Raw genomic sequence first — 21471 nt, 5'->3', positions numbered from 1 at the left:
ATATATAATTTTTAAAAATGTCTGGAGTAATGTATGAATATTAAAAAGATAACAACAAACACACTTATTGCGACTACGATACTTATAACTGGGACAACAACTGTTCAAACAACACATGAAAATCAAACTGCTAATGCAGCAGTTAATTATTATAGTAAAAATCAATGTACATGGTATGTATTTAATAAAAGAGCGAGCGTGGGTAAACCTGTACCCAATAGTTGGGGAAATGCTAAAAATTGGTATTACAAAGCAAAAAATAGTGGCTATCGTGTAGGTAGAGTACCGGCGAAACGAGCGGTAATGCAATCAACTGTTGGCACATATGGCCATGTTGCTTATGTAGAAACTGTTTATAAAAATGGTAGTATCAAAGTATCCGAATATAATTACAATCGTCCTCTAGCATATGGCACAAGAATATTAAGTAAATCAGCAGCTGCCAAATATAACTATATCTATTAGGAAGCTGCGTAAGATAGTTTTCTAAGCAGTTAATAACTCTTTGATTCTAAAAAAACGTTAATTTGCAGCTTTTCGTTGCAAATTAACGTTTCTTTTTACTTTATTGAAATTGATAACTTTGGTGTCCTTTAGCAAAACCTTTTACGGTATAAATCCAAGAACCGCCATCATTTTCAATATCATTTGAACAAATAATCAATTGATCTGTTCCTGGTATAAATGCTGGATGTGTTGATCTCAACATATGACCCGAATCACGACCAGGTATCAAAATTTGACCTATTGGATATCCTTTCTTATTAAAAACTAATACTCTTCCTTGACCATACATAGCAACATATAAATTATCATCACTATCTATACAACAAGAATCTGGCCCTTCATGCCCTGTGAAATAATAAGGAATAGAAGCTCCAAAGGGCGCAATCGTAACACCGTCTTCTAATAATTCTATACGATGTAATCGATTTGCATTCGTTTCAGTTACCCAAAGTATTTTTTCGTCAGTGCTAAGCGCAACACCATTCGCAACTGCAATATTTTGTATCACAGGAGTGATGGACTTAAAGTCAGGTGAGACATAATATACTCCCCCTTTAGGATTTGTCGAATAACCTCTAAAATCCGTAAAGTAAAACCCACCTTTACTATCAAACACTAAATCGTCCACACAATATTCTGTTTCAATATCTGATACAATTTCCTGAATTTTATTGCCGCTTCCATCAACAGCGTAAATACCACCCGAACTATCAAAATCACCTAAATAACATACAAATAATCGTCCATCTTTATGTATTTTAACGGCTGCTGGGTTATCTTTATGTGACTTTAATAATTGTGTGATTTTTTTGTCAGGTAAGGATACATGAAAAATAGTTCCCCCAAAGACTTCGCAAAGTACTAAGTCTCCATTTCTATCGAAGCAAAGTCCTTCAAGTTGTAATCCCTTATCAGAAATCTCTAACCATGGTTCAGCCGTAATGGTTTGTAGGCCTTGTTCATGAGCAAGAATGGGCACCTCACTTTTAGCATTTCTCGTATATGATAAGGCAGGTAATTTTTTATTTTCCATTAATCATTTCCCCTTTCTTCACTTTCTTTATATTTTAATTATATGGCAACCATAGTTTCAAATAAATCAATCCCTTTAAAAATCACTATCTATTTTATTTATATAAAAACCCCTAAATGTATTGGAGAATTCATTTAGGGATTAGTTTATGTTATTGTTTTTGTAATCTTAACTCTTCTAAGAGTTGTTGAGCAACTGCTGTATTGGCACGGTCTTGTGTTTTTAAACGTTCTGCTACTTGAGCAATTTCTTCACCTTGCGCACCTACTACAATTGCTAATGATTTATATTGTAAACTCATATGACCTTGTTGAATACCTTCAGAAACTAAGGCACGACATGCAGCAAAATTTTGAGCTAATCCTACGGCAGCGACAACATGACCTAATTCTTGTGCAGAATCAACGTTCATTAATTCTAACGAGGCTTTTGCGATTGGTAAAACTTTTGTACCGCCACCCACAGTAGCCAATGTCATAGGCACCTCAATTGTCCCTACAAGCACTTGTTTTTCTTCATTATAATGCCACGTAGCTAGACCACGATATTGACCATCTTTACTTGCATATGCATGTGCTGTCGCTTCAGCACCACGAGTATCATTACCTGTCGCCAGCACTACAGCGTGAATACCATTCATCACACCTTTATTATGTGTTGCCGCTCGATGTATATCAACTTGAGCTAATACAGAGGCGCGTTCCATTCTTTTAGCAACATCTTTACCATCACGACCGCCTTTTGATAATGCATCAACTGAGATTTCCCCCTGCACTTTAACAACCGATGCAGTAGCGTGATTAGATAAAATACTCATCAATATATCAACATGTTCCAATTCATTTTTTAAATACGCTGTGATACCTTCTAAAATGGTATTCAACATATTTGCACCCATTGCATCTTTAGTATCTACATAGATTTTTAATGACACTAAGCCTTCATTTGGGAATGTATCTATCTCTATTTTACGAAAGCCGCCACCACGCTCAATTATTGAAGGATACACTTCATCTGCAATACGTTTCATCTGCACTTCAAGTTGTTGAAGTTGCTCCTCTAAAACTGCTGTATTTGTCACACTATCAAACACAATTTGACCAATCATTAAACGTTCACTAGCAATAACTTTAAAGCCGCCAGTTTGATTTACAAGCTTTGCTCCGTAACTAGCTGCTGCAACTACTGAAGGTTCTTCTACCATCATTGGTACAACATATGATTTACCATCTACGTTGATTTCAGGTAATAATCCTACAGGTAATGTCCCTTGTCCAATGACGTTTTCTATAAGACTATTCGCAATCTCTTCCGAAATTAAAGGATTATTGAGTAACACATTTTTATTTTCTTCAGATAACCAACCTTTAATTACTAACTCCTCTAACTTTTCTGTTCTAGACAAATGACGAAACGTCTTACCTAATGGTTCCATTAGTTATTCTCCTTTTCAATTTGAATTGCAATTCCTAAACCGCCACCGATACAAGCGGTTGCTATGCCTGATTGTTTCTCTTCTTGAGCTAAAATATTAACTAAAGTTGTAACTAAGCGTGTACCACTTGCACCTATAGGGTGACCTAACGCAATCGCACCACCATATAAATTCAGCTTATCTTCAGATATACTTAAATTGTCTCTCACAGGAATACTTTGTGACGCAAAAGCTTCCGTCATTTCTACTACGTCAAAGTCATCGATGACCTTATCTGTCTTATCTAATAATTTTGTCACTGCATGATATGGCGCATAGCCCATATACTGCGGATCACAACCAATTTCGGCATGCTCTCCAACTATAGCTAAAATTTCATAGCCTTCTTGTTTCGCATAGTCAGCATCCATTAAAATAATTGTAGACGCACCATCATTAATACTAGACGCATTGCCGCCTGTTACCGTGCCGTCTTCTTTAAATATTGTTTTTAATGTACTTAATTTCTCAACACTACTATTTCCACGAATACCTTCATCCGTAGTCATCATTTCTCCATTTACATCTTCTAATGGAACGATTTCATTATTAAATTTACCTGTTTCTGTCGCTTGTTGTGCTTTTTGTTGAGATTCGTTAGCAAAATAATCCTGTGCTTCACGTGATACGTTGTACTTTTCTGCAATTTTTTCAGCTGTAATACCCATAGGTACGTTTAAAAAAGCGTCAGTAAGACCATCGTGCATAAAGCTATCTACAGGGGATTCACCTTCATTAAGCACTAACTTAGGTGCATTTGTCATGCTTTCTACACCACCTACAGCCACTACTTTAGCTTCACCTAATTGGATTAATTGCTTTCCTAAAATAATAGACTTTAATCCAGAGCCACACACTTCATTTATGGTCATAGCTGGTGTTGTATTTGGAACACCGGAATGGATTGCTATTTGACGGGCAGGATTTTGACCACTGCCGCTTTGTAATACATTACCATAGATAACTTGCTCAACTTTCTGTGGATCTATGTTAATTGCCTTCATCGCAGCTTCTAATGTCTTTGTTCCAAGTTCAACTGCTGAATATTTACTTAATTTCCCTCTAAATCTTCCTATTGGTGTACGTTTTGCACTTACGATTGCTACTTTATTCATAATTAGTCTCCTTTATAGCTCTTTTCAAATAATTGTATTTTATGCTTATGATTTGGTATGATACAGTTGCTTATTTATATATAGAAAGGTGTCGATACGCTTTATGACAGTCGGTATTGATCAAATTAATTTTTATGTTCCAAGATTTTATGTAGATATGGCTAAACTTGCCGAATCACGTCAAGTGGACCCAAACAAGTTCTTATTAGGCATCGGGCAAACTGAGATGTCAGTAAGTCCTATGAGTCAAGATATTGTTACGATGGGTGCTAATGCTGCAAAAGCCATCGTGACAGAAGAAGATAAAAAACAAATCAGTATGGTTATTGTTGCAACTGAATCTGCAATAGATTCAGCAAAAGCTTCAGCAGTGCAGATACATAATTTGTTAGGTATTCAACCATTTGCACGTTGTATTGAAATGAAAGAAGCTTGCTATGCTGCAACACCAGCTATCCAATTAGCTAAAGATTATTTAGCGCAACGTCCGGATGAGAAAGTACTTGTCATCGCAAGTGATACTGCGCGTTATGGTTTGAATTCTGGTGGCGAGCCTACACAAGGTGCAGGTGCAGTTGCTATGATGATATCACAAAACCCACGTATTCTTGAACTAAATGACGACGCAGTTGCTTTCACTGAAGACGTATATGATTTTTGGCGTCCAAGTGGCCAACCTTATCCACTTGTAGATGGTGCGTTATCAAAAGATGCGTACATCCATTCATTCCAAGAAAGTTGGCAAGAATATGCACGTCGTTACAATAAATCACTAGCTGATTTCAGCTCTTTATGCTTCCATGTACCATTTACTAAAATGGGCAAAAAAGCACTTGATTCAATTTTAACAGATGACATAGATGAAGAAACTAAAACGCGTCTAACTACTGGTTATGATGCAGCTACTTATTATAATCGTTATGTAGGTAACATCTATACAGGTTCTCTATATTTGAGTTTAATCTCATTATTAGAAACGCATGATTTAGCTGCTAATGACACAATTGGTTTATTCAGTTATGGTTCTGGATCTGTTGGAGAATTCTTTAGCGGTAAAGTTGTTGAAGGTTACCAAGATGCGCTCGATATTCAAGGACATAAAGATTTACTAAACAACCGTACAGAAATCTCAGTTGAAACATATGAAACTTTCTTCAACCGTTTTGATAATTTAGAATTTGATCACGAAACTGAATTAGAAAATGAAGAAAATGCAATTTTCTATCTTGAAAGCATTAACGATCATATCCGTAATTATAATACCTTAAATTAAGTTTTAAATCACTTATTCTTATCTCTTTATAAATTAATGTGAGGCTGGGGCAAAATTCATTTGTCCCAGCCTCATTTGTTCTTTATACCTGTACAAAATGATTATATGATCAATCCTAGAGTAGAATTCAACTTTTATCAAAGTAAGGCACATTATTTTGCTCTTGAAATGACATCATTCAATGTATTGGAAGTGGAGATGCTTTTTTCATTTGTAGGGAATCCGCCTATCTCTCAGGTGCCAATTTGACGTAGAGAGGAGATGTATAAAGAGATGTTTCCTTCCACATCATAGCACCAGTCATCAGGGCTGTGCCGTTACGTATTTACTTATTAGCTAAGTAAATACAATAAAATTAGGAGACATTATGCCACATCAACATCAATCCCCTCACTACTGGCATAGTGAGGGGATTAGTATATAAGTGAACACTTATTTTCGTTACACATATTATAGCGTCGTAGTTTATAGGAATACAAAAGATAGTTTTATGTCATTTGATATATTTATATAACTAAATCCTAAAATTTAAATACCGAAAAACGATAAATACATATTGATTATCGATAAATAATAAGTTATAGTATGGTTAATCACATAAAGAAGGAGACCAATTTATGAAAAAGATTAATAACAAACGATTTAATCTTTTAGTTAAATCTTTAATCATTTTATCAACAATAATTTTGATAATGACATCACTAAGTATTTTACCAATATTAATAGGGATTATAGGGCTCTTAGTTATCCCAACGTCTTTTATAAATAATCAAATAGCAAAAGCAGATGAAGAATTTTGGATAGACTCTTTTGGTTTAACAAAAAATACTGTAGCCCAGTATAATCTAAGTGATATCACATTTTCAAAACCACCTGTTATATTAGTTTTATTGTTAATTGTCATTTTAATTATTTTATACATTGTAATCATCGCACAAGTAAGAAAGTGGCTAAAAAATGTAAGTAATGGCCAAATTTTCACTTATAAAAATGCTAATACTATCACTTTTATCGCATATTGCTTTCTAGTATTAGGTGTTTTCGAATCTGTGATTAACCTTGCAAGCAACTTTGTTATATATAGTTTTCTAGATTATAATTCTAAATTATATGCATTAGTTGATAAAAATATTGAATCCGTAGGGGATTTTATATATGACTTTAATTTCACGCTCATCTTTGCTGGTATAATAATATGGATAATAAGTTATGTATTTAAATATGGTGCGTTTTTACAAGATGAATTTGATCATACTGTTTAGGAGCCTTAATAAATGATTATAGTGAGATTAGACCGAGTATTAGCAGATAGAAAAATGAAACTCAGCGACTTAGCAAATGAAATTGATATCACAGTTGCCAATTTATCTAATTTGAAAACTGGCAAAGCAAAAGCAATCAGATTTTCAACTTTAGACGCTATATGTAAAGCTCTTGATTGCCAACCAGCTGATATTATGGAATATACCAATAAAGAAATAGAGAATTAAACTGGCTTAACTGTAACGAAAAATTATTGTGGTAGAAATGATAAAAATAACTATAAATAAAAAAGTATGTAATAAAGAGACTAGAGGATGTTTACAGTACACTCTAATCATGGAAAATAGATTGTTGAAATTATCGCGACTAAAACGTGTGATTGGGTGTATATTAATTTGGAGTTAAGAGAAATTATTTAATTATCTTATGTTATACGAGAATATCATTGATAGACTACAATTTTCGAATTAATTACTACAAATACACTTGAAATCGCATTTCATCATCCCCCAAAAATTGCATCACCTCTATAAATTATTAATATGTTTAACAGAATAACACCCTGAAGATAGTAATCAACTTTTCATAAATTCTAATATACTTATTCATATTTTATTTTTGAAAACACAAAATAAACAGTATCAAACTCAAGGTTTGGTACTGTTTTTAGGTATGTAAAACTGAGTCATATCTTGTTGTTCTAATTTTAATAATTCAATTTTAGTGTCAATGCCACCACCATAACCTGTTAAGCTTCCGTCTTTCCCGACAACTCTATGGCATGGAATGATAATAGAAATTGGATTACTTCCAACTGCTCCACCTACAGCTTGGGAGGACATTTTCTCTTTACCTCTTTCTAGAGCTACTTTTTGGGCAATATCACTATAAGTTACCGTTTCTCCATGTGGTATTTCTAACAATATTTTCCAAACTGTTTCTCTAAAGGGAGTCCCTATCGCCTTCAAAGGAAAATCTATTTTAGGTTTATTTCCTGAGAAATAGCTATCTAACCAATGTGTAGCTTGTTCAAATACTGGTTGATCTTTTTCAATTAATTTATCATCGTAATGTGATTCAATGTCTTGATGGTTTGGTAACCACAAACCTGTAATACTTTCTCCGTCAGAGGTTAAGGTGATTTGGCCAATCGGTGATTGATAAGTTGTTTTATAATACATAATATCCCTCTTTTCCACCTTTTAATTTGCTATAATCATAAAACTTTATTTGTTTTATGTAAATACTTAGGGGTATGTACAACTCATATAGTATTTAACTCTAGGAGGTTCTAAGTGAGTCACTTCAAACAACACCACAAAAATATAGACCTTAATTTTCATAAAAATCCAAAATCCGAACGCATTACATTAATTTATAAAGCACTCTACCAATTAAATGATATTATCTTAGGCTTAGTATTCCTATGTGGTAGCTTTTTATTTTTCAACAGTTCAACTGTAACAACTGGTACTGTATTATTCGTTATAGGTAGTATTCAAATGACGATAAGACCTTTGATTGTATTTACTCACGATTTACATTTAGCTTTTAAACATAAAATATAAATTGAGAATAAAGAGGAGTAGATAAACCAAGTCTGTGGCTGTCAACTCCTCTTCTTCTAATCATTAATTTCATAATATGTCTGTTATTTAAACTATCATCTATACAATTTACGTATTGATTAAAAAATTAACTTGTTTTCAATCTAGTTTTAATCTTCCTAGTTGGGATAATCAGCGCACTCGCTAACACGCCACATACAACTAAACATGTCCCAACGATAAAACCTATGCTTGCCGCTACTTCCATACTCTGGCCACTTTGTATTATAGCTGTATAAATAGATGTCATAATTGCGATGCCAAATGCACCACCTAGTGTAGATCCCATTTTAAAAATTCCTGATGCGACTCCTACTTTTTCAGGTGGCGTAGTTGATACTGCTGTACTTAGAGCTGGCGTCGCAAACAATCCGGTTCCTCCTCCGAAACACACAGCCCCTATTAACGATACAATTATATATATAGGTTTATCAAAAAAAGTAAAACTAAACAGTAATATTCCTAAAGCTGTAAAAATTGGACCTATAACCATTACACGTTTTGCTCCAAAACGTTTAATACTCTTTTCACCTAATCTAACAACAAGTAATAATGTAATTACATAAGGTAAGGTAAGCATCCCCGCTTGAAATGCGCTCAATTTCATTCCACCTTGTACATACATGTTAAACAAAGCGATAACACCTACACCTGTATTCAATAAAAAGTTAGCCAATACTGCGCCAATATATGGTCTATTTTTAAATAATTCTAAATCAATAAAAGGTGCTCGTTTGGACTTTTCAAATTTATAAAACACAAAAATACAAACGAAAAATAGTAAACTTAAGACTAATGTAGGTGTACTTAACCACCCCATTTTATAACCTTGTGTTATCACAAAACTAATACTTGCAATCATAATCACAAATATAGTAAGTCCTATATAATCAAATTGACTAGACGTGGATTTAACTAATTTACTTTCAGGCAACTTGTTCAACAAAAATAACGCCAAAAGAGATAAAATAATAGATAATACAAAAATCGATTGCCATGATATAAATGTTGCCATTGCACCTGCAAAAAAAGAAGATAAACCAGTACCACCAAAAGCGCCAATCGACCAATAACTCAACGCTTTTTGTCTCTCATCACCTTCAAAAAAATCATTTACTATTGAAATTGTGGCCGGCATTATAATAGCTGCTGATAGTCCTTGTACTACTCTCCCCATGAGTAATAAAACAACGTTTCCAGAAACGATTAACATTAGCGAACCTATAATACTAAGTATCAATGCGATCCTAGTCATCTTCACCTTACCAAGTTTATCTGAAAAATTACCCGCTACAACCATAAAAACGCCAGTAACAAACGAAGTTAAGCTAATTGAAATATTAACTATATCTGGACTAGTGCCAAATGCTGATTGTATCTTTGGCCCTATATTTAAAAAAGACTGTGCAAACAACCAATAAGTTAATATAGATAATACAATACCAGTCAATAACTTACTTCCCGAAAAATTTTTAGTGTTTTCTGTCATAAAAGCATCCCCTATATTTAAATATAATTTCACTTAATATTTATAAAAATTCAAATCATTAATCAATGCTATATTCAAAGTGTTACATTTCATCATTAGATACATGTTAATCTATTTTATAAATATTTACACTATAAATATTACCATTTTTCTAACTTGAAAGTGGCAAATTTAGTTTAATATAAAGAATTTTCTGACAATATAAACGAAAAACTTTTTCATTTCGTTAAAACAATTTCTTGATTGCATGCTTGAAGTATTTTTTAAAGTAATCTTTACGATGTATACCTTTTCTATTAGTTACAAAGTGAAACACCGATTGTTCAGATATTAATAGTTCATTTATAATATCGACGCCTTGTTCTGTTTGTGAAATCATATTTAGGTTTGAAAGTTTGTTTTGCTTTCCTTCTAACTCTCCTACATACCAGTAAACATGGAATGGCTGTTTAAGAATTTCATGCTCTTTCATAAATTTTAAAAATCCAGGATACCATATTGATGGCGATATTAATATAAAGCTACCAAAAGCATACTTCTCCGTTAATAGTCCATACAACGATACTAGGCCCCCCAGCGATGCGCCTGCGATAGCTATATCTTTCTGTTCCTCAGAAATACTGAAACATTTTTTCAAATATGGCAATAATTCACTCGTTATCCAAACTAAATAGTCGTCTGCCTTGCCATCAAATTCAATTCCATTTACCTTTGTGTACCAAGGCGTGTACTCTTGCTTTCTGTCATTAGGAACAACTCCTGCAAACACTACATCTTTGTTTACATCTTTAAATAAATAGTCGCCATCTTGTACTATAACTAGTGGATAAGACTTCCCTTCAGTCTTAAAATAGTTTTTCGGTAGTTTTATTCTTATTTCATGATGTTGAAAATAAATACTTAATGAGTTTAAATTCATTTCAAAACACCTCACTTTAAGCATTAAAAATTGAGTATGATACACCTTGAATTATAAAAAGTTATACAGTTCAATTTCATTATCTTTTGCGAATTCTATAGCAAGTAGTTCTAATATATTGATCATTGCTGGATTCTCTTTTACTTTAATATATTGAAATTTTAAATTATAAGTTTCTGCCTTAATATTTTGTTGTTCCATTTCATCTAAGTTTTGCTGTGTGCTAAACACTCTTCTAAATTTCGCTGTACCTGCGGCAGATTTCGAATTAAATTGACCTAATTTATCATTCAAATCTTTTTGGGTCAATTTATAGCCCGTCATTAATCCACCAGCTTGTCCAACAAATATCGGCTTTTTATTATTAAATATGACAAAGATACCCTTTTCATTTTCAACTTTACTTCTACTTTCTTTATCAAATGTTAAGGCTTTTGATTTATCATACTTAAAAAGTTTTTTTAATGGTTTTTTATAACTATCTAGTAATTCACTTATTTTTTTGTCGCCATTCATCATCATCATCCTTCATCTTTTTATTATCTTTTTATATATACACTCAATAGTTAGCTCATAAACTTTTATAGCAATATTAAAGTGATGGATTTAAATAATAGTTTGATAATCATTAGCGCAACATAATATAAGACACCTTAATACTATAAAGTGAATAGTTATCGCTTTATAATAAGGTGTCTTAAATATTGGTTTATTTTAAATAGTTTAATACAGTAATGCCTACCGCTTCTGCAGAAACTCGCATTGCTTTTTCACTAATTGTGAATTTAGGATGGTGATGAGGATGAATATCCCCATTTTCTGGAGCTGCGCCTGCATATATAAATGCACTCGGTAACTTTTTAGCATAATATGCAAAATCTTCAGATGGTGGTTGTGGTTCACATCTTTCTACTTTTTTAATTGCATCTGTTTCTGCATTTTCAATAGAATCCACTACAAAACGTGTGAATTCTTGATCGTTATATAGCGCTGGATAATCGTCATGATATTCTAACTCGCAAGTTACACCAAACATTGATTCTAAACCTTCTGATAGGCGTGTAACCTCATTTTTAATTGTGCGTTTTGTATCGTCTGTTAACGCTCGAACATCTCCCTCAATAATGATACTGTCTTTGATGACATTAAATTGACCTTTACCATCAAATGAACCAATCGTTACGACGCCTGTTTCAAACGGATTTAATCTTCTTGAAACAATTGTTTGAGCAGCATTAACAAAATACGCACCAGCTACAATAGCATCGTTTGCTGTATGTGGTGATGAACCATGACCACCTTGTCCTTTTACTGTAAGTTTAAAAAAGTCTCTACCAGTTTGCACGTTACCTTCACGATAAAAAATCGTTCCAGTAGGCATATGACTCATAACATGAACACCTAACACGTGATCCACACCATCTAACACGCCATCCTTAATCATTGCTTGTGCTCCTCCTGGTGGGACTTCTTCTGCAGGTTGGTGAATAACTACTACTTTGCCATTAAATCGTTCTTTTAATTCTATTAATGTTTCTGCAAGTATTAACATGTATGCTGTATGAGCATCGTGACCACATGCATGCATCACACCTTTATTTTTTGAAGCAAATGATAAACCTGTATCTTCTTCAATTGGTAATGCATCAAAATCTGCACGAATAGCAATTGTTTTGCCAGGTTTCCCACTATCAATTGTCACTTTTAATCCGTTAGGCCCTATGTTAGTTTCTACATCACAATCTTTATTTCTATAAAACTCTTCAATATATTTTGGAGTTTGCTCTTCATGAAACGATAGTTCAGGATATTGATGTAGAAATCGACGAATTTCAATCATTCGTTCTTCTTTATCTTTCAATAAATCTATTAATTCTTTCACCATAATAGTTCCCCCTATAACGTGATAATTACATTATACACTTTTTATTATCAAAATATTTGTCAGCCCTATTGGGATTTTATTTTCTAAGTTGTTTTGTTGTTGGTACCATGACCATAATGATGAATAAGGATAATAATGCCATAATAACGTTTAACCATAAGCCCGCTAACGCACCAATTTGTACATTAGTTAAATGAGTTACAATACCATATAATGCGCCAGATAAAGCAATACCAAACGCACCGCCCAATGATGAAGCCATTTTGTATATACCTGAAGCTACACCAACTTTATCTTCTGGTGAATTAGAAATTGCCATATCTGTGGAAGGCGTAGCATAAAATCCTAACCCTAAGCCATAAAGCAAATAGCCAAAAATACATACAACTACATAAATCATACTAGGTAAAAAAGTTAGCGAAATTAGAATGATACCAACCATATTAAAAGAAGTTCCTAAAACCATTGGTTTCTTCGCACCAACTTTTTGTAATACTTTTTCGCCAACACGAATCATTAATAATACGGTTATTAAATATGTTATTGATAGCAATCCTGTTTGAAATGCACTAAACCCTAACCCTTGCTGTACGAATGTATTAGCAACTAGTAAAGCACCTGCCACACCATTCAATAAGAAATTGGATAATGTTGCACCTGTATACGCCTTATTATTAAATAGTTTAAAATCAATTAATGGATTACCTATTTTATTTTCAACTTTTAAGAAAATAATTGTCGAAAGTATAAAAATGAGAGTAAGTCCTAAAATAATTGGTGAGAATAATCCCAACGCACTACTTTGTGTAATAACAACATTGATACTTAACATCATAATTACAAATAAAATCAAACCAACATAATCAAAGTGCTTATTATTAGTTACTGGTGATTTCGTTTCAGGCGTCCCTTTGATTAAATACATTGATAATAAAGCTATAAGTATAGATAAAATAAAAATCCAACGCCAGCCAATAAATGTTGAGACCATCCCACCGAATAGTGATGCTAATCCTGAACCTCCCCATGACCCTATTGACCAATAGCTTAATGCACGTTGTCTATCTTTACCATAAAAATAAGCTTTCATAATTGCTAATGTCGAGGGCATAATAGCTGCTGCTGATAATCCCTGAATAACTCTGCCAATAATTAATAATATTGGTAAGTTACTAACGATAATTAATAATGATCCAATAATACTTAACCATAAGCCGATATAAGTTATCTTTACACGACCTACCTTATCAGCTAGGCTTCCAGCACCAACAACAAACATCCCAGAGAACAGTGCCGTAATACTCACTGCGATACTGATTGTTCCGATATTACTATGAAACGATTGTTGCAACGTAGGTACAACATTTAACAAAGATTGTGCAAATAACCAAAAAGTCACAACACCTAACACGATACCTAAAATCAGTTTATTGTCACCTTTATATGTTTGCGCATTTCCCTTTTGAGTCATTTTACGTTCCTCCTATTTTTAAATTTACAAATGACAAATAGGGAAGATAAGCTCAATTGTGAGATGTTTACTAAACATCTTCTATCAATGATACTTGCTATCCTCTCTCAAAAAAGATTGTAGCGCGCTCAAATTCTTATTAATATAGATTATTTGCTATTTTTGTATTCTTTTTATAATGACTTTGTGTCCGTTTTAAGCAATGACAAAAAAAGAACTCCTTTTTTTGTCATTACTACTAAACTTTACAATACCCCTAAGTAATCATTATCCCAACAAAAAAGCTAACCCAGGGCGTTTGAATTTCAATCCCCTAGGTTAGCTACTAAGCTTATTTATTATAATACTTTCTGAATTCAATAATTTGTAATGCATTAGTTAGTAATTTTAAGTGATATGTAATTGTATCTGTAACTTTGATTTCACTAATAGTTAATTTTGGATAATTAACTCTATTTACGTAATCAATCGTTTCTTTATCCATGCCATAGCGTGTATTATATTGTTGCCATACTTTATATAATGCACCATGATTCTTATCTAAAGTGTAATGTTTAATTTTATAAATACCTGGTAAAGCATTGGTAATATTAAACTGATATTCATTGTAATTTATATCATTCGATGAATCATTTATCGTGAAATATGGATTGTAATGTTCTGCATTCCATATAACCACTTGAAAATGATTAAAATCACCTGTAACCATACAGTTTTCATTTTTATATAAAATGTGCTCAGTGAGTTTTGAAAACATTGTACTGGTAAAAAATGCAGGTCTCTTGCCACCAAATTGATGATATAAATCGATACCATTCAACTGAGCAATAGTTTCTTTCTGACAGTATTGTTGATGTATCTCAAAATTTAGCCAGTACCCAATAGAACGAATGTCCTCGTTCATTTCCACTAATTGTTCAAAAATAATACCAGCTCGAAAATATGCGCCATTAGTATAATTTGTATTACCCGTTAATGTATTCCACTTTAACAACGTAAATGGAATACAATAATCTTTCAAACCTAACCAATGCTTAATTTGCTTCAATTTTAATTTAATATGTTTTTTTGTTTGGGTATATTGGTTATCGTCGATTGATTTAAAATTAATCATATCATTTTGATTTGCACTAAAACTAATACTATCAATATTATTTCGATGATGATCTAAAATATACTTAGTTGCGGTTGCTTGTTTTTCTGAATCAATGTTTGTATTCATCACTATTTTGACGTGAGGAAAATAATTTTTAAACAATTTCAAAAGAGACTGAAATAAATGTTCATCATTAGTACTAATATAAACTATTAAATCAAGTGATTTTCTATCCATTAATGTATTATATATGTGTTCTAATAAATAAGTCATTTCCTGATAATACACTTTAAAGTTCACTCTTGCCTTAGGTGGGTTTATTTCTATTCCTAAACCTATTTGATATTCAATTAAAAAATTAAAGCAATCATCTAACTTCATATATGGGTGAATATTGGGTATTTCTTCATCACTTTCAATCCATTTATGCTCTATAAACCCCTCTTTGATTGGATCCTTGATTAGCACATGATCTACACCGATATGATGCTTAGCTTCAAGCAGTTGTCGTCTAAACCTTTTGTTGAGTAATACTTCTAAGTCCCCTATTTGTATGACATGTCCATAAGGTGACAGCCTTCGCTTTGTTTCTTTAAGTTTAATATCTATTCTTTTTTGAGCCTCAGGTGACTGTAGTAACATATCATCTGTTTGGTAAATATATAATGATAAATAATATAAATATCTTTGATAAATAACTTCTTTTTGTTCTTTATTTATAGTTTCTACTAATTCTAAATTTTTATATTTTTCTCTAAATTGCGAAGGTGTTAATTTCATATGTGCTTTAAAATGTTTTAATAAAGTGCTCGAATTACTAAACCCATGTTTCACAGCAATTTGTGTAATTGAGTTATCCGTCATGACTAAATCTTTCTTACAATGTTTCAGTCTTATATGGATGATATATTGACTAAAACCCATACCAACTTGTCGTGTGAATACTTTAGATAAATAAGCAGAACTGAGATGTACCATATTAGCTACTTCATTGAGAGAAAGACTATTACTATAATTATTTTCTATATAATTGCATACAAATGCCACACGATTATCCTCTACACTATCTCTATAAAACTCATTGCTTTTTGTAGGTAAAAATCGTGCAATAATAAACATTAATTCTATCAATTGTTGTTCTATATAAAGGCGATAAAATTCACCCCTTCTAATATAAACAACCCCGATTTTCGCTACAATATTAACAATTTGTTTATATATCGCATCTTGTATATGTGCTTTGTCCAATATATATAATTTATCGCTAAAGTCAGTTAAGTACTGTTTCAAATAACTTTCTGTTAAATGAAGCACTATACATAAAGTATCTTTGTCTTTCTTATACCTATACGGTTCTCGATGATTAATAATAAATACATCGCCTTCATTGAACTCATTAGATTCATTAGATTTCCAAATTGACATCTTATTATTCAATATTAAACCAATTCGTAATCCTTGGTTAATCTGGGTACTATCCTTAGTCTTTTCCATGAAATCTATACTATAAAAAGTTTCCATAATTCACCTCTTTATAGTTTATTATTTTAAAGAAATATCCCCAATAATCTATAAATTCTAGAATTTGTTCTTTTTTTGACAAAAAGCTAGTGCCACAAAAATGGTATTGCTTCAAAAATTTCACGTCGCTCCATTCTATCAAATGTAACTGGGGATGAAATACACTTTACAGTCATGAGTTTTAAAACTAATAAATCCTATAAATTCTTCTTTAAAATTATAAAAAATAGCCATAAAGAATTCTATTTTGATAGATTTCTTCATGGCTAATCTTAGTATGCATTCATTAACAAGTATTTACTTTTTATCTGATTTATCTATATCATCTTTTAACCCATGTCCTTCTATATCGACACTTGGCAAGATTTTGTTTAACCATGCAGGCATATACCATGATGCTTTACCGAATATTTTAGTTAATGCTGGTACTAATATTAAACGGACGATAACTGCATCAAAGAGTACACCAAATGCGAGTGCTAATCCCATCGATTTAATCATCACATCGTCTTGGAAGACAAAGGCAATAAAGACACTAAACATGATTAACGCAGCCGCAACAATTACTGGGCCACTCTCTTTAATACCTACTTTTATAGCACGTTCATTATTATGTGTTACTGTATATTCTTCGTGAATACGTGACATTAAGAACACTTCATAATCCATTGCTAAACCAAACAATAGTCCTATAGTTATAACTGGTAAAAATGCAAGCAATGGTCCTGTAGTATCGACACCAAACAGTCCTGACATTACACCTTCTTGCATAACTACTGTTGTAAATCCGAGTGCCGCCATTAAGGATAATACAAAACCAAGTACTGCTTTTAAAGGTATAATAATCGAACGGAATACAACCATTAATAATATAAAAGCTAATGCCACAATTACGCCAGCAAACAATGGAATTGCCTCATTTAATTTTTGGGACATGTCTATATTAATAACGCTTTGGCCTGAAACTTCTGTCTTGAAGTCATATTCATCTTTAGCTTTATCATTATAGTCCCTTAAATCATGAACCAATGTATTTGTTGATTCTGCGTTCGGCCCTTTTTCAGGTATAACTGCGATCATCGCATAGTCTTTACTCTCACTTAGTTGTGGAGCTGTAACTACATCAACGTTATCCATATCGTTAATATCTTGACGCATAGCTTTCAAATCATTCTGTAAAGCTTGAGGGTTATCTTTCTGATCTTTAACATTAACTAAAATTGCAATTTGACCATTAAATCCTTCGCCAAATTTATCCGAGATAATATCATATGCTTTTTTCTGCGTGGAATCCGCAGTCTTCATACCATCATCTGGGATACCTAAACGCATATCTTTAACTGGTATAGCAACTAATATTAGTATAATTAAACCAACCAATATAGCTAATAATGGTTTTCCTACAACAAATTTTGACCATCCTGTGTCGTTATCATTTTTAAATTCTGATTTCGTTCTTTTAGGTTTAATTTGTTTATGGAATATACTTATTAATGCTGGTAATAAAGTAAGTGCACTCACCACTGCTACAAATACACTAATTGCTGAAGCAAACCCCATAACTGCTAAGAAATCTATTCCTACAAGAGATAGACCACATACTGCAATAATTACAGTGACACCAGCAAATATCACTGCACTACCTGCCGTACCTACTGCTAGTCCAATTGCTTTAATATGGTTTGTTTCAGTCTTCATTATTTGTCTATATCTAAATAATATAAATAATGCATAATCTATTCCAACTGCTAAACCAATCATAACTGCTAAAGTCAAAGTAACATTAGGTATATCAAATGCATATGTAAGTAATGAAATCACACCCACACCTGTACCTAATCCAAGTAATGCGCTGATGATTGGTAAACCTGCAGCAATAACTGAACCAAATGTAATTAATAGTACAACAAATGCTACAATGACACCTATTATCTCAGAAGCGCCACCAATTTCTGTCGACTCCATACCCGTACCCATTAATTCAACCTGTACATTATGGTCTTCTTTAATTTCATCTACTTTTTCTTTGATATTATCTTTAGAACTTGATTTAAGTGATGTCGTTTTAACATCATAATTGACATCTGCAAATGCAGTTGTTTTATCTTTACTAATCTGTTTACTGTCATAAGGATCAGAAACATTTTTGATATCTTTATCGTCATCTTTAATATCTTTCAAAGCCTTTTTGACGTCTTTTGTCACATCAGGCTTAACGATACCTTCTTTTGCATCGCTTTTTAATACAACTCTTATTTGAGCTTTTTCACTATCTTGACCAAATTCATCTTCAATTTTCTTGTTAGTATCGAGTGATTGTAAGCCATTCATAGTAATGTCATTATCGAACTTCGGCGAACTTATTGTAAGGGGAATAATAATAGCCGCAAGCAAAACTACCCACGCAACAATGCTCCACCATTTATGCTTAGCCACAAACGATCCTACTCTATATAAAAACTTTGCCAAACTATTGCCTCCTAAATTAATCAACGTTATAGTTTAAATATATACTGTAGATTATTTCTATCCACATATTAAATGCTTTACCCTTTTATTAAAAGAATTAATTATTACAATTTGTATATTTAAACTACAAATAAGGAGAAATGTATATTGAATACAAAAGATTTACGTGTTATTAAAACTAAACGTGCTCTCTCGAAAAGTTTCTATGAATTACTTGAAAAACAAACTTTCTCAACTATTACAGTAAATCAAATATGCGAAAAAGCATTAGTACATCGAACAACATTTTATAAGCATTTTTATGACAAATATGATCTTTTGATTTATTTGATTAAATACGTAACAAAAGATTACTTTTCAATCGATTTAAAAGAACGTATCAATGCACCATTTACAGTAATAGATAGAACTAGTGATGTGATTGAATTGCAACGTATTAAGGACAAACAACAACATGACAAAGAGTTTGAACGTACGATATCAAATCACTTCATTAGTGTTTTACAGAATGATATTAAAGAAAATGAGCACCGTATTTCAGTTGACTCTGATATTCCTGCCGAACTTATATTTTATGTTTATGGTGCAAGTCTGTTTGGATTTACAGAGTGGATTAGAGAACAATGTATCGAACTGCCACCTGCTAAACTAGACAAGTATTTCAGGAAATTAATTAATATTCAAGTCATAGATGAATAAAAAAGGAGCGACATACGCAATCAATTTTGATTGCGTATACTCGCTCCTTTTAGTCATTTATTTTAGAACATTTCTGAAACAACTTTTTGTTCTAAGAAGTTTAATAAGTAGTCTGGGCTACCTGTTTTAGCATCCGTACCTGACATTTTGAAGCCACCAAATGGATGATAGCCTACAACTGCTGCAGTACAACCACGGTTGAGGTATAAGTTACCTACGTCATAAGACTCTACAGCTTCAATCCAGTTTTCGCGATTATTTGTAATCACTGCACCAGTTAAACCATAATCAGTATCATTAGCAATTTCTAATAACTCTTCAAAGTCTTTACCTTTAACAAATCCTACAACCGGACCAAAGATTTCTTCTTGCATAATTTGGTCGCTTGATTTAAGGCCAGAGATAATTGTTGGTTCAATGAAGTAACCAGTAGAATCATCTGTGCCGCCACCTTGTTCTAACTTACCTTCTTTACTGCCAATTTCAATATAGTTCTTGATTTTATCAAATTGTTTTTGATTAATAACAGGACCCATATATGTGTTGTTTTCAGTGTTACCTAACGTTAAGTTCTTAGTTAAAGCTACTGCTTTTTCTAACACTTCATCATATACATCTTTGTGAACGATAGCACGAGAACATGCAGAACATTTTTGTCCTGAAAAGCCAAATGCTGACGTTACAATAGACTCTGCTGCTAAATCTGTATCGATGTTTTTATCAACTACAATCGCATCTTTACCGCCCATTTCAGCTATAACACGTTTTAAGAATTGTTGACCATCTTGTACTTTTGCAGCTCTTTCAAAGATTCTTGTACCTGTAGCACGAGAACCTGTAAATGTTACAAAGTGTGTGTGTACACTATCTACAAGGTAATCACCGATTTCTTTTGGATCACCTGGAACAAAGTTAACAACGCCTTTAGGTAATCCCGCTTCTTCTAAGACTTCCATTAATTTATAAGCAGTTAGTGGCGTATCTTCAGCAGGTTTTAAAAGCACTGTGTTACCAGCAACTACTGGTGCCAATGTTGTTCCAGCCATGATTGCGAATGGGAAATTCCATGGTGGGATTGTTACACCTGTACCGATAGGTTTATAGAAATATTTATTATGTTCGCCTTCTCTATCTAATACTGGTTTACCATCTGCAAGTTCCATCATTGATCTTGCATAGTATTCAATGAAGTCAATTCCTTCTGCAGCATCACCAACAGCCTCATCCCATGGCTTACCTGCTTCATAAACCATAACAGCTGAGATTTCTTCTTTACGACGTCTAATAATCGCTGCAACTCTAATTAAAAACTCTGCACGGTCTTTGTGAGACCATCTCTTCCAAGATTTATATGCTTCATTAGCCGCATCAAATGCATCATCTACATCTTTTTGCGTTGCTTTTGAAACTTCAGCAATAACTTCAGAAGTATTAGCCGGATTGATAGACTGATACGTATCTTTTGTGAACTTCTCTTCCCCGTTAATAACTAAAGGAATTTTTTGATTCAATTCACCTTTAACTTTCTCTAAAGCTTTTTTGAATGATTCGACATTTTTACTATCTGTAAAATCAATGCCTGGTTCGTTGTGATAATTGACTACCATTTTTCTACCCCCATGTCAGTTTGTAAATAGAAAACTAAATGGA

Annotated in this window: 17 protein-coding genes and 1 pseudogene; 6 read left to right on the top strand and 12 right to left on the bottom strand. The window is 32.7% G+C overall.

Annotated elements, in window-relative coordinates:
* Window positions 1–33: 33 nt before the first annotated feature.
* Window positions 34–465: a CHAP domain-containing protein gene (locus BTM19_RS06030; protein ID WP_029378201.1), complete on the top strand. Its 432-nt coding sequence runs from the start codon at window positions 34–36 to the stop codon at window positions 463–465.
* A 100-nt stretch (window positions 466–565) separates the two neighbouring features.
* Here BTM19_RS06030 and BTM19_RS06025 read toward each other — a convergent pair whose 3' ends face one another.
* From BTM19_RS06025 to BTM19_RS06015, 3 genes are all read right to left on the bottom strand, one after another.
* Window positions 566–1540 (bottom strand): SMP-30/gluconolactonase/LRE family protein, encoded by a 975-nt coding sequence (locus tag BTM19_RS06025; RefSeq protein ID WP_029378200.1) that lies wholly within the window; start codon window positions 1538–1540, stop codon window positions 566–568.
* 151 nt (window positions 1541–1691) lie between these two features.
* Window positions 1692–2975, bottom strand: coding sequence for a hydroxymethylglutaryl-CoA reductase, degradative (locus BTM19_RS06020; protein ID WP_029378199.1), 1284 nt, complete (start codon window positions 2973–2975; stop codon window positions 1692–1694).
* Complete coding sequence (locus tag BTM19_RS06015; protein WP_038679167.1) at window positions 2975–4129, bottom strand: thiolase family protein; 1155 nt, start codon at window positions 4127–4129, stop codon at window positions 2975–2977. Before BTM19_RS06015 ends, BTM19_RS06020 begins: the two co-directional genes overlap by 1 nt.
* A gap of 103 nt (window positions 4130–4232) precedes the next feature.
* Here BTM19_RS06015 and BTM19_RS06010 point away from each other — a divergent pair, with 103 nt between their 5' ends.
* From BTM19_RS06010 to BTM19_RS05995, 3 genes are all read left to right on the top strand, one after another.
* Window positions 4233–5402 carry a hydroxymethylglutaryl-CoA synthase gene (locus BTM19_RS06010; protein ID WP_029378197.1) on the top strand — a complete coding sequence of 390 codons (1170 nt, stop codon included), beginning with the start codon at window positions 4233–4235 and terminating at the stop codon, window positions 5400–5402.
* A gap of 617 nt (window positions 5403–6019) precedes the next feature.
* A complete protein-coding gene (locus BTM19_RS06000) occupies window positions 6020–6664 on the top strand; it encodes a DUF2975 domain-containing protein (RefSeq protein ID WP_058625660.1) in 645 nt (214 codons plus the stop codon).
* Window positions 6665–6676: 12 nt separating this feature from the next.
* Window positions 6677–6892: a helix-turn-helix domain-containing protein gene (locus BTM19_RS05995; RefSeq protein WP_042361990.1), complete on the top strand. Its 216-nt coding sequence runs from the start codon at window positions 6677–6679 to the stop codon at window positions 6890–6892.
* A gap of 420 nt (window positions 6893–7312) precedes the next feature.
* Here BTM19_RS05995 and BTM19_RS05990 read toward each other — a convergent pair whose 3' ends face one another.
* Window positions 7313–7846 (bottom strand): methylated-DNA--[protein]-cysteine S-methyltransferase, encoded by a 534-nt coding sequence (locus BTM19_RS05990; protein WP_099265788.1) that lies wholly within the window; start codon window positions 7844–7846, stop codon window positions 7313–7315.
* 114 nt (window positions 7847–7960) lie between these two features.
* Between BTM19_RS05990 and BTM19_RS05985 the strand changes: the two genes are divergently transcribed.
* Window positions 7961–8233, top strand: coding sequence for a YrhK family protein (locus BTM19_RS05985; protein ID WP_037557171.1), 273 nt, complete (start codon window positions 7961–7963; stop codon window positions 8231–8233).
* A gap of 127 nt (window positions 8234–8360) precedes the next feature.
* On the opposite strand, the gene BTM19_RS05980 is transcribed toward BTM19_RS05985, so the two are convergent.
* The 7 genes and pseudogenes from BTM19_RS05980 to BTM19_RS05950 form a co-directional block, all read right to left on the bottom strand.
* The gene (locus tag BTM19_RS05980) at window positions 8361–9761 is read right to left on the bottom strand and encodes an MFS transporter (protein ID WP_029378194.1); all 1401 of its coding nucleotides are present in this window, start codon (window positions 9759–9761) and stop codon (window positions 8361–8363) included.
* 226 nt (window positions 9762–9987) lie between these two features.
* Window positions 9988–10680: an alpha/beta hydrolase gene (locus BTM19_RS05975; RefSeq protein ID WP_058625658.1), complete on the bottom strand. Its 693-nt coding sequence runs from the start codon at window positions 10678–10680 to the stop codon at window positions 9988–9990.
* 51 nt (window positions 10681–10731) lie between these two features.
* Complete coding sequence (locus BTM19_RS05970) at window positions 10732–11196, bottom strand: hypothetical protein (RefSeq protein ID WP_029378192.1); 465 nt, start codon at window positions 11194–11196, stop codon at window positions 10732–10734.
* Between the two features lie 193 nt (window positions 11197–11389).
* Window positions 11390–12565: a M20 family metallopeptidase gene (locus BTM19_RS05965; protein WP_029378191.1), complete on the bottom strand. Its 1176-nt coding sequence runs from the start codon at window positions 12563–12565 to the stop codon at window positions 11390–11392.
* Window positions 12566–12641: 76 nt separating this feature from the next.
* The gene (locus BTM19_RS05960) at window positions 12642–14036 is read right to left on the bottom strand and encodes an MFS transporter (protein ID WP_029378190.1); all 1395 of its coding nucleotides are present in this window, start codon (window positions 14034–14036) and stop codon (window positions 12642–12644) included.
* 331 nt (window positions 14037–14367) lie between these two features.
* Complete coding sequence (gene aryK / locus BTM19_RS05955; RefSeq protein ID WP_029378189.1) at window positions 14368–16653, bottom strand: transcriptional regulator AryK; 2286 nt, start codon at window positions 16651–16653, stop codon at window positions 14368–14370.
* Between the two features lie 327 nt (window positions 16654–16980).
* Window positions 16981–19122: pseudogene (locus BTM19_RS05950) on the bottom strand (MMPL family transporter); the annotation flags it as partial.
* A gap of 147 nt (window positions 19123–19269) precedes the next feature.
* Between BTM19_RS05950 and BTM19_RS05945 the strand changes: the two are divergent.
* Window positions 19270–19821: a TetR/AcrR family transcriptional regulator gene (locus BTM19_RS05945; protein ID WP_029378187.1), complete on the top strand. Its 552-nt coding sequence runs from the start codon at window positions 19270–19272 to the stop codon at window positions 19819–19821.
* Between the two features lie 62 nt (window positions 19822–19883).
* Here BTM19_RS05945 and pruA read toward each other — a convergent pair whose 3' ends face one another.
* Window positions 19884–21428, bottom strand: coding sequence for an L-glutamate gamma-semialdehyde dehydrogenase (gene pruA / locus BTM19_RS05940; protein WP_029378186.1), 1545 nt, complete (start codon window positions 21426–21428; stop codon window positions 19884–19886).
* Window positions 21429–21471: the final 43 nt, after the last annotated feature.

The organism is Staphylococcus xylosus (assembly GCF_002732165.1).
Lineage (GTDB): Bacteria > Bacillota > Bacilli > Staphylococcales > Staphylococcaceae > Staphylococcus > Staphylococcus xylosus.
Note: the sequence above shows the minus strand (reverse complement) of the source record. Positions and strands in the feature narration are given on the sequence as shown.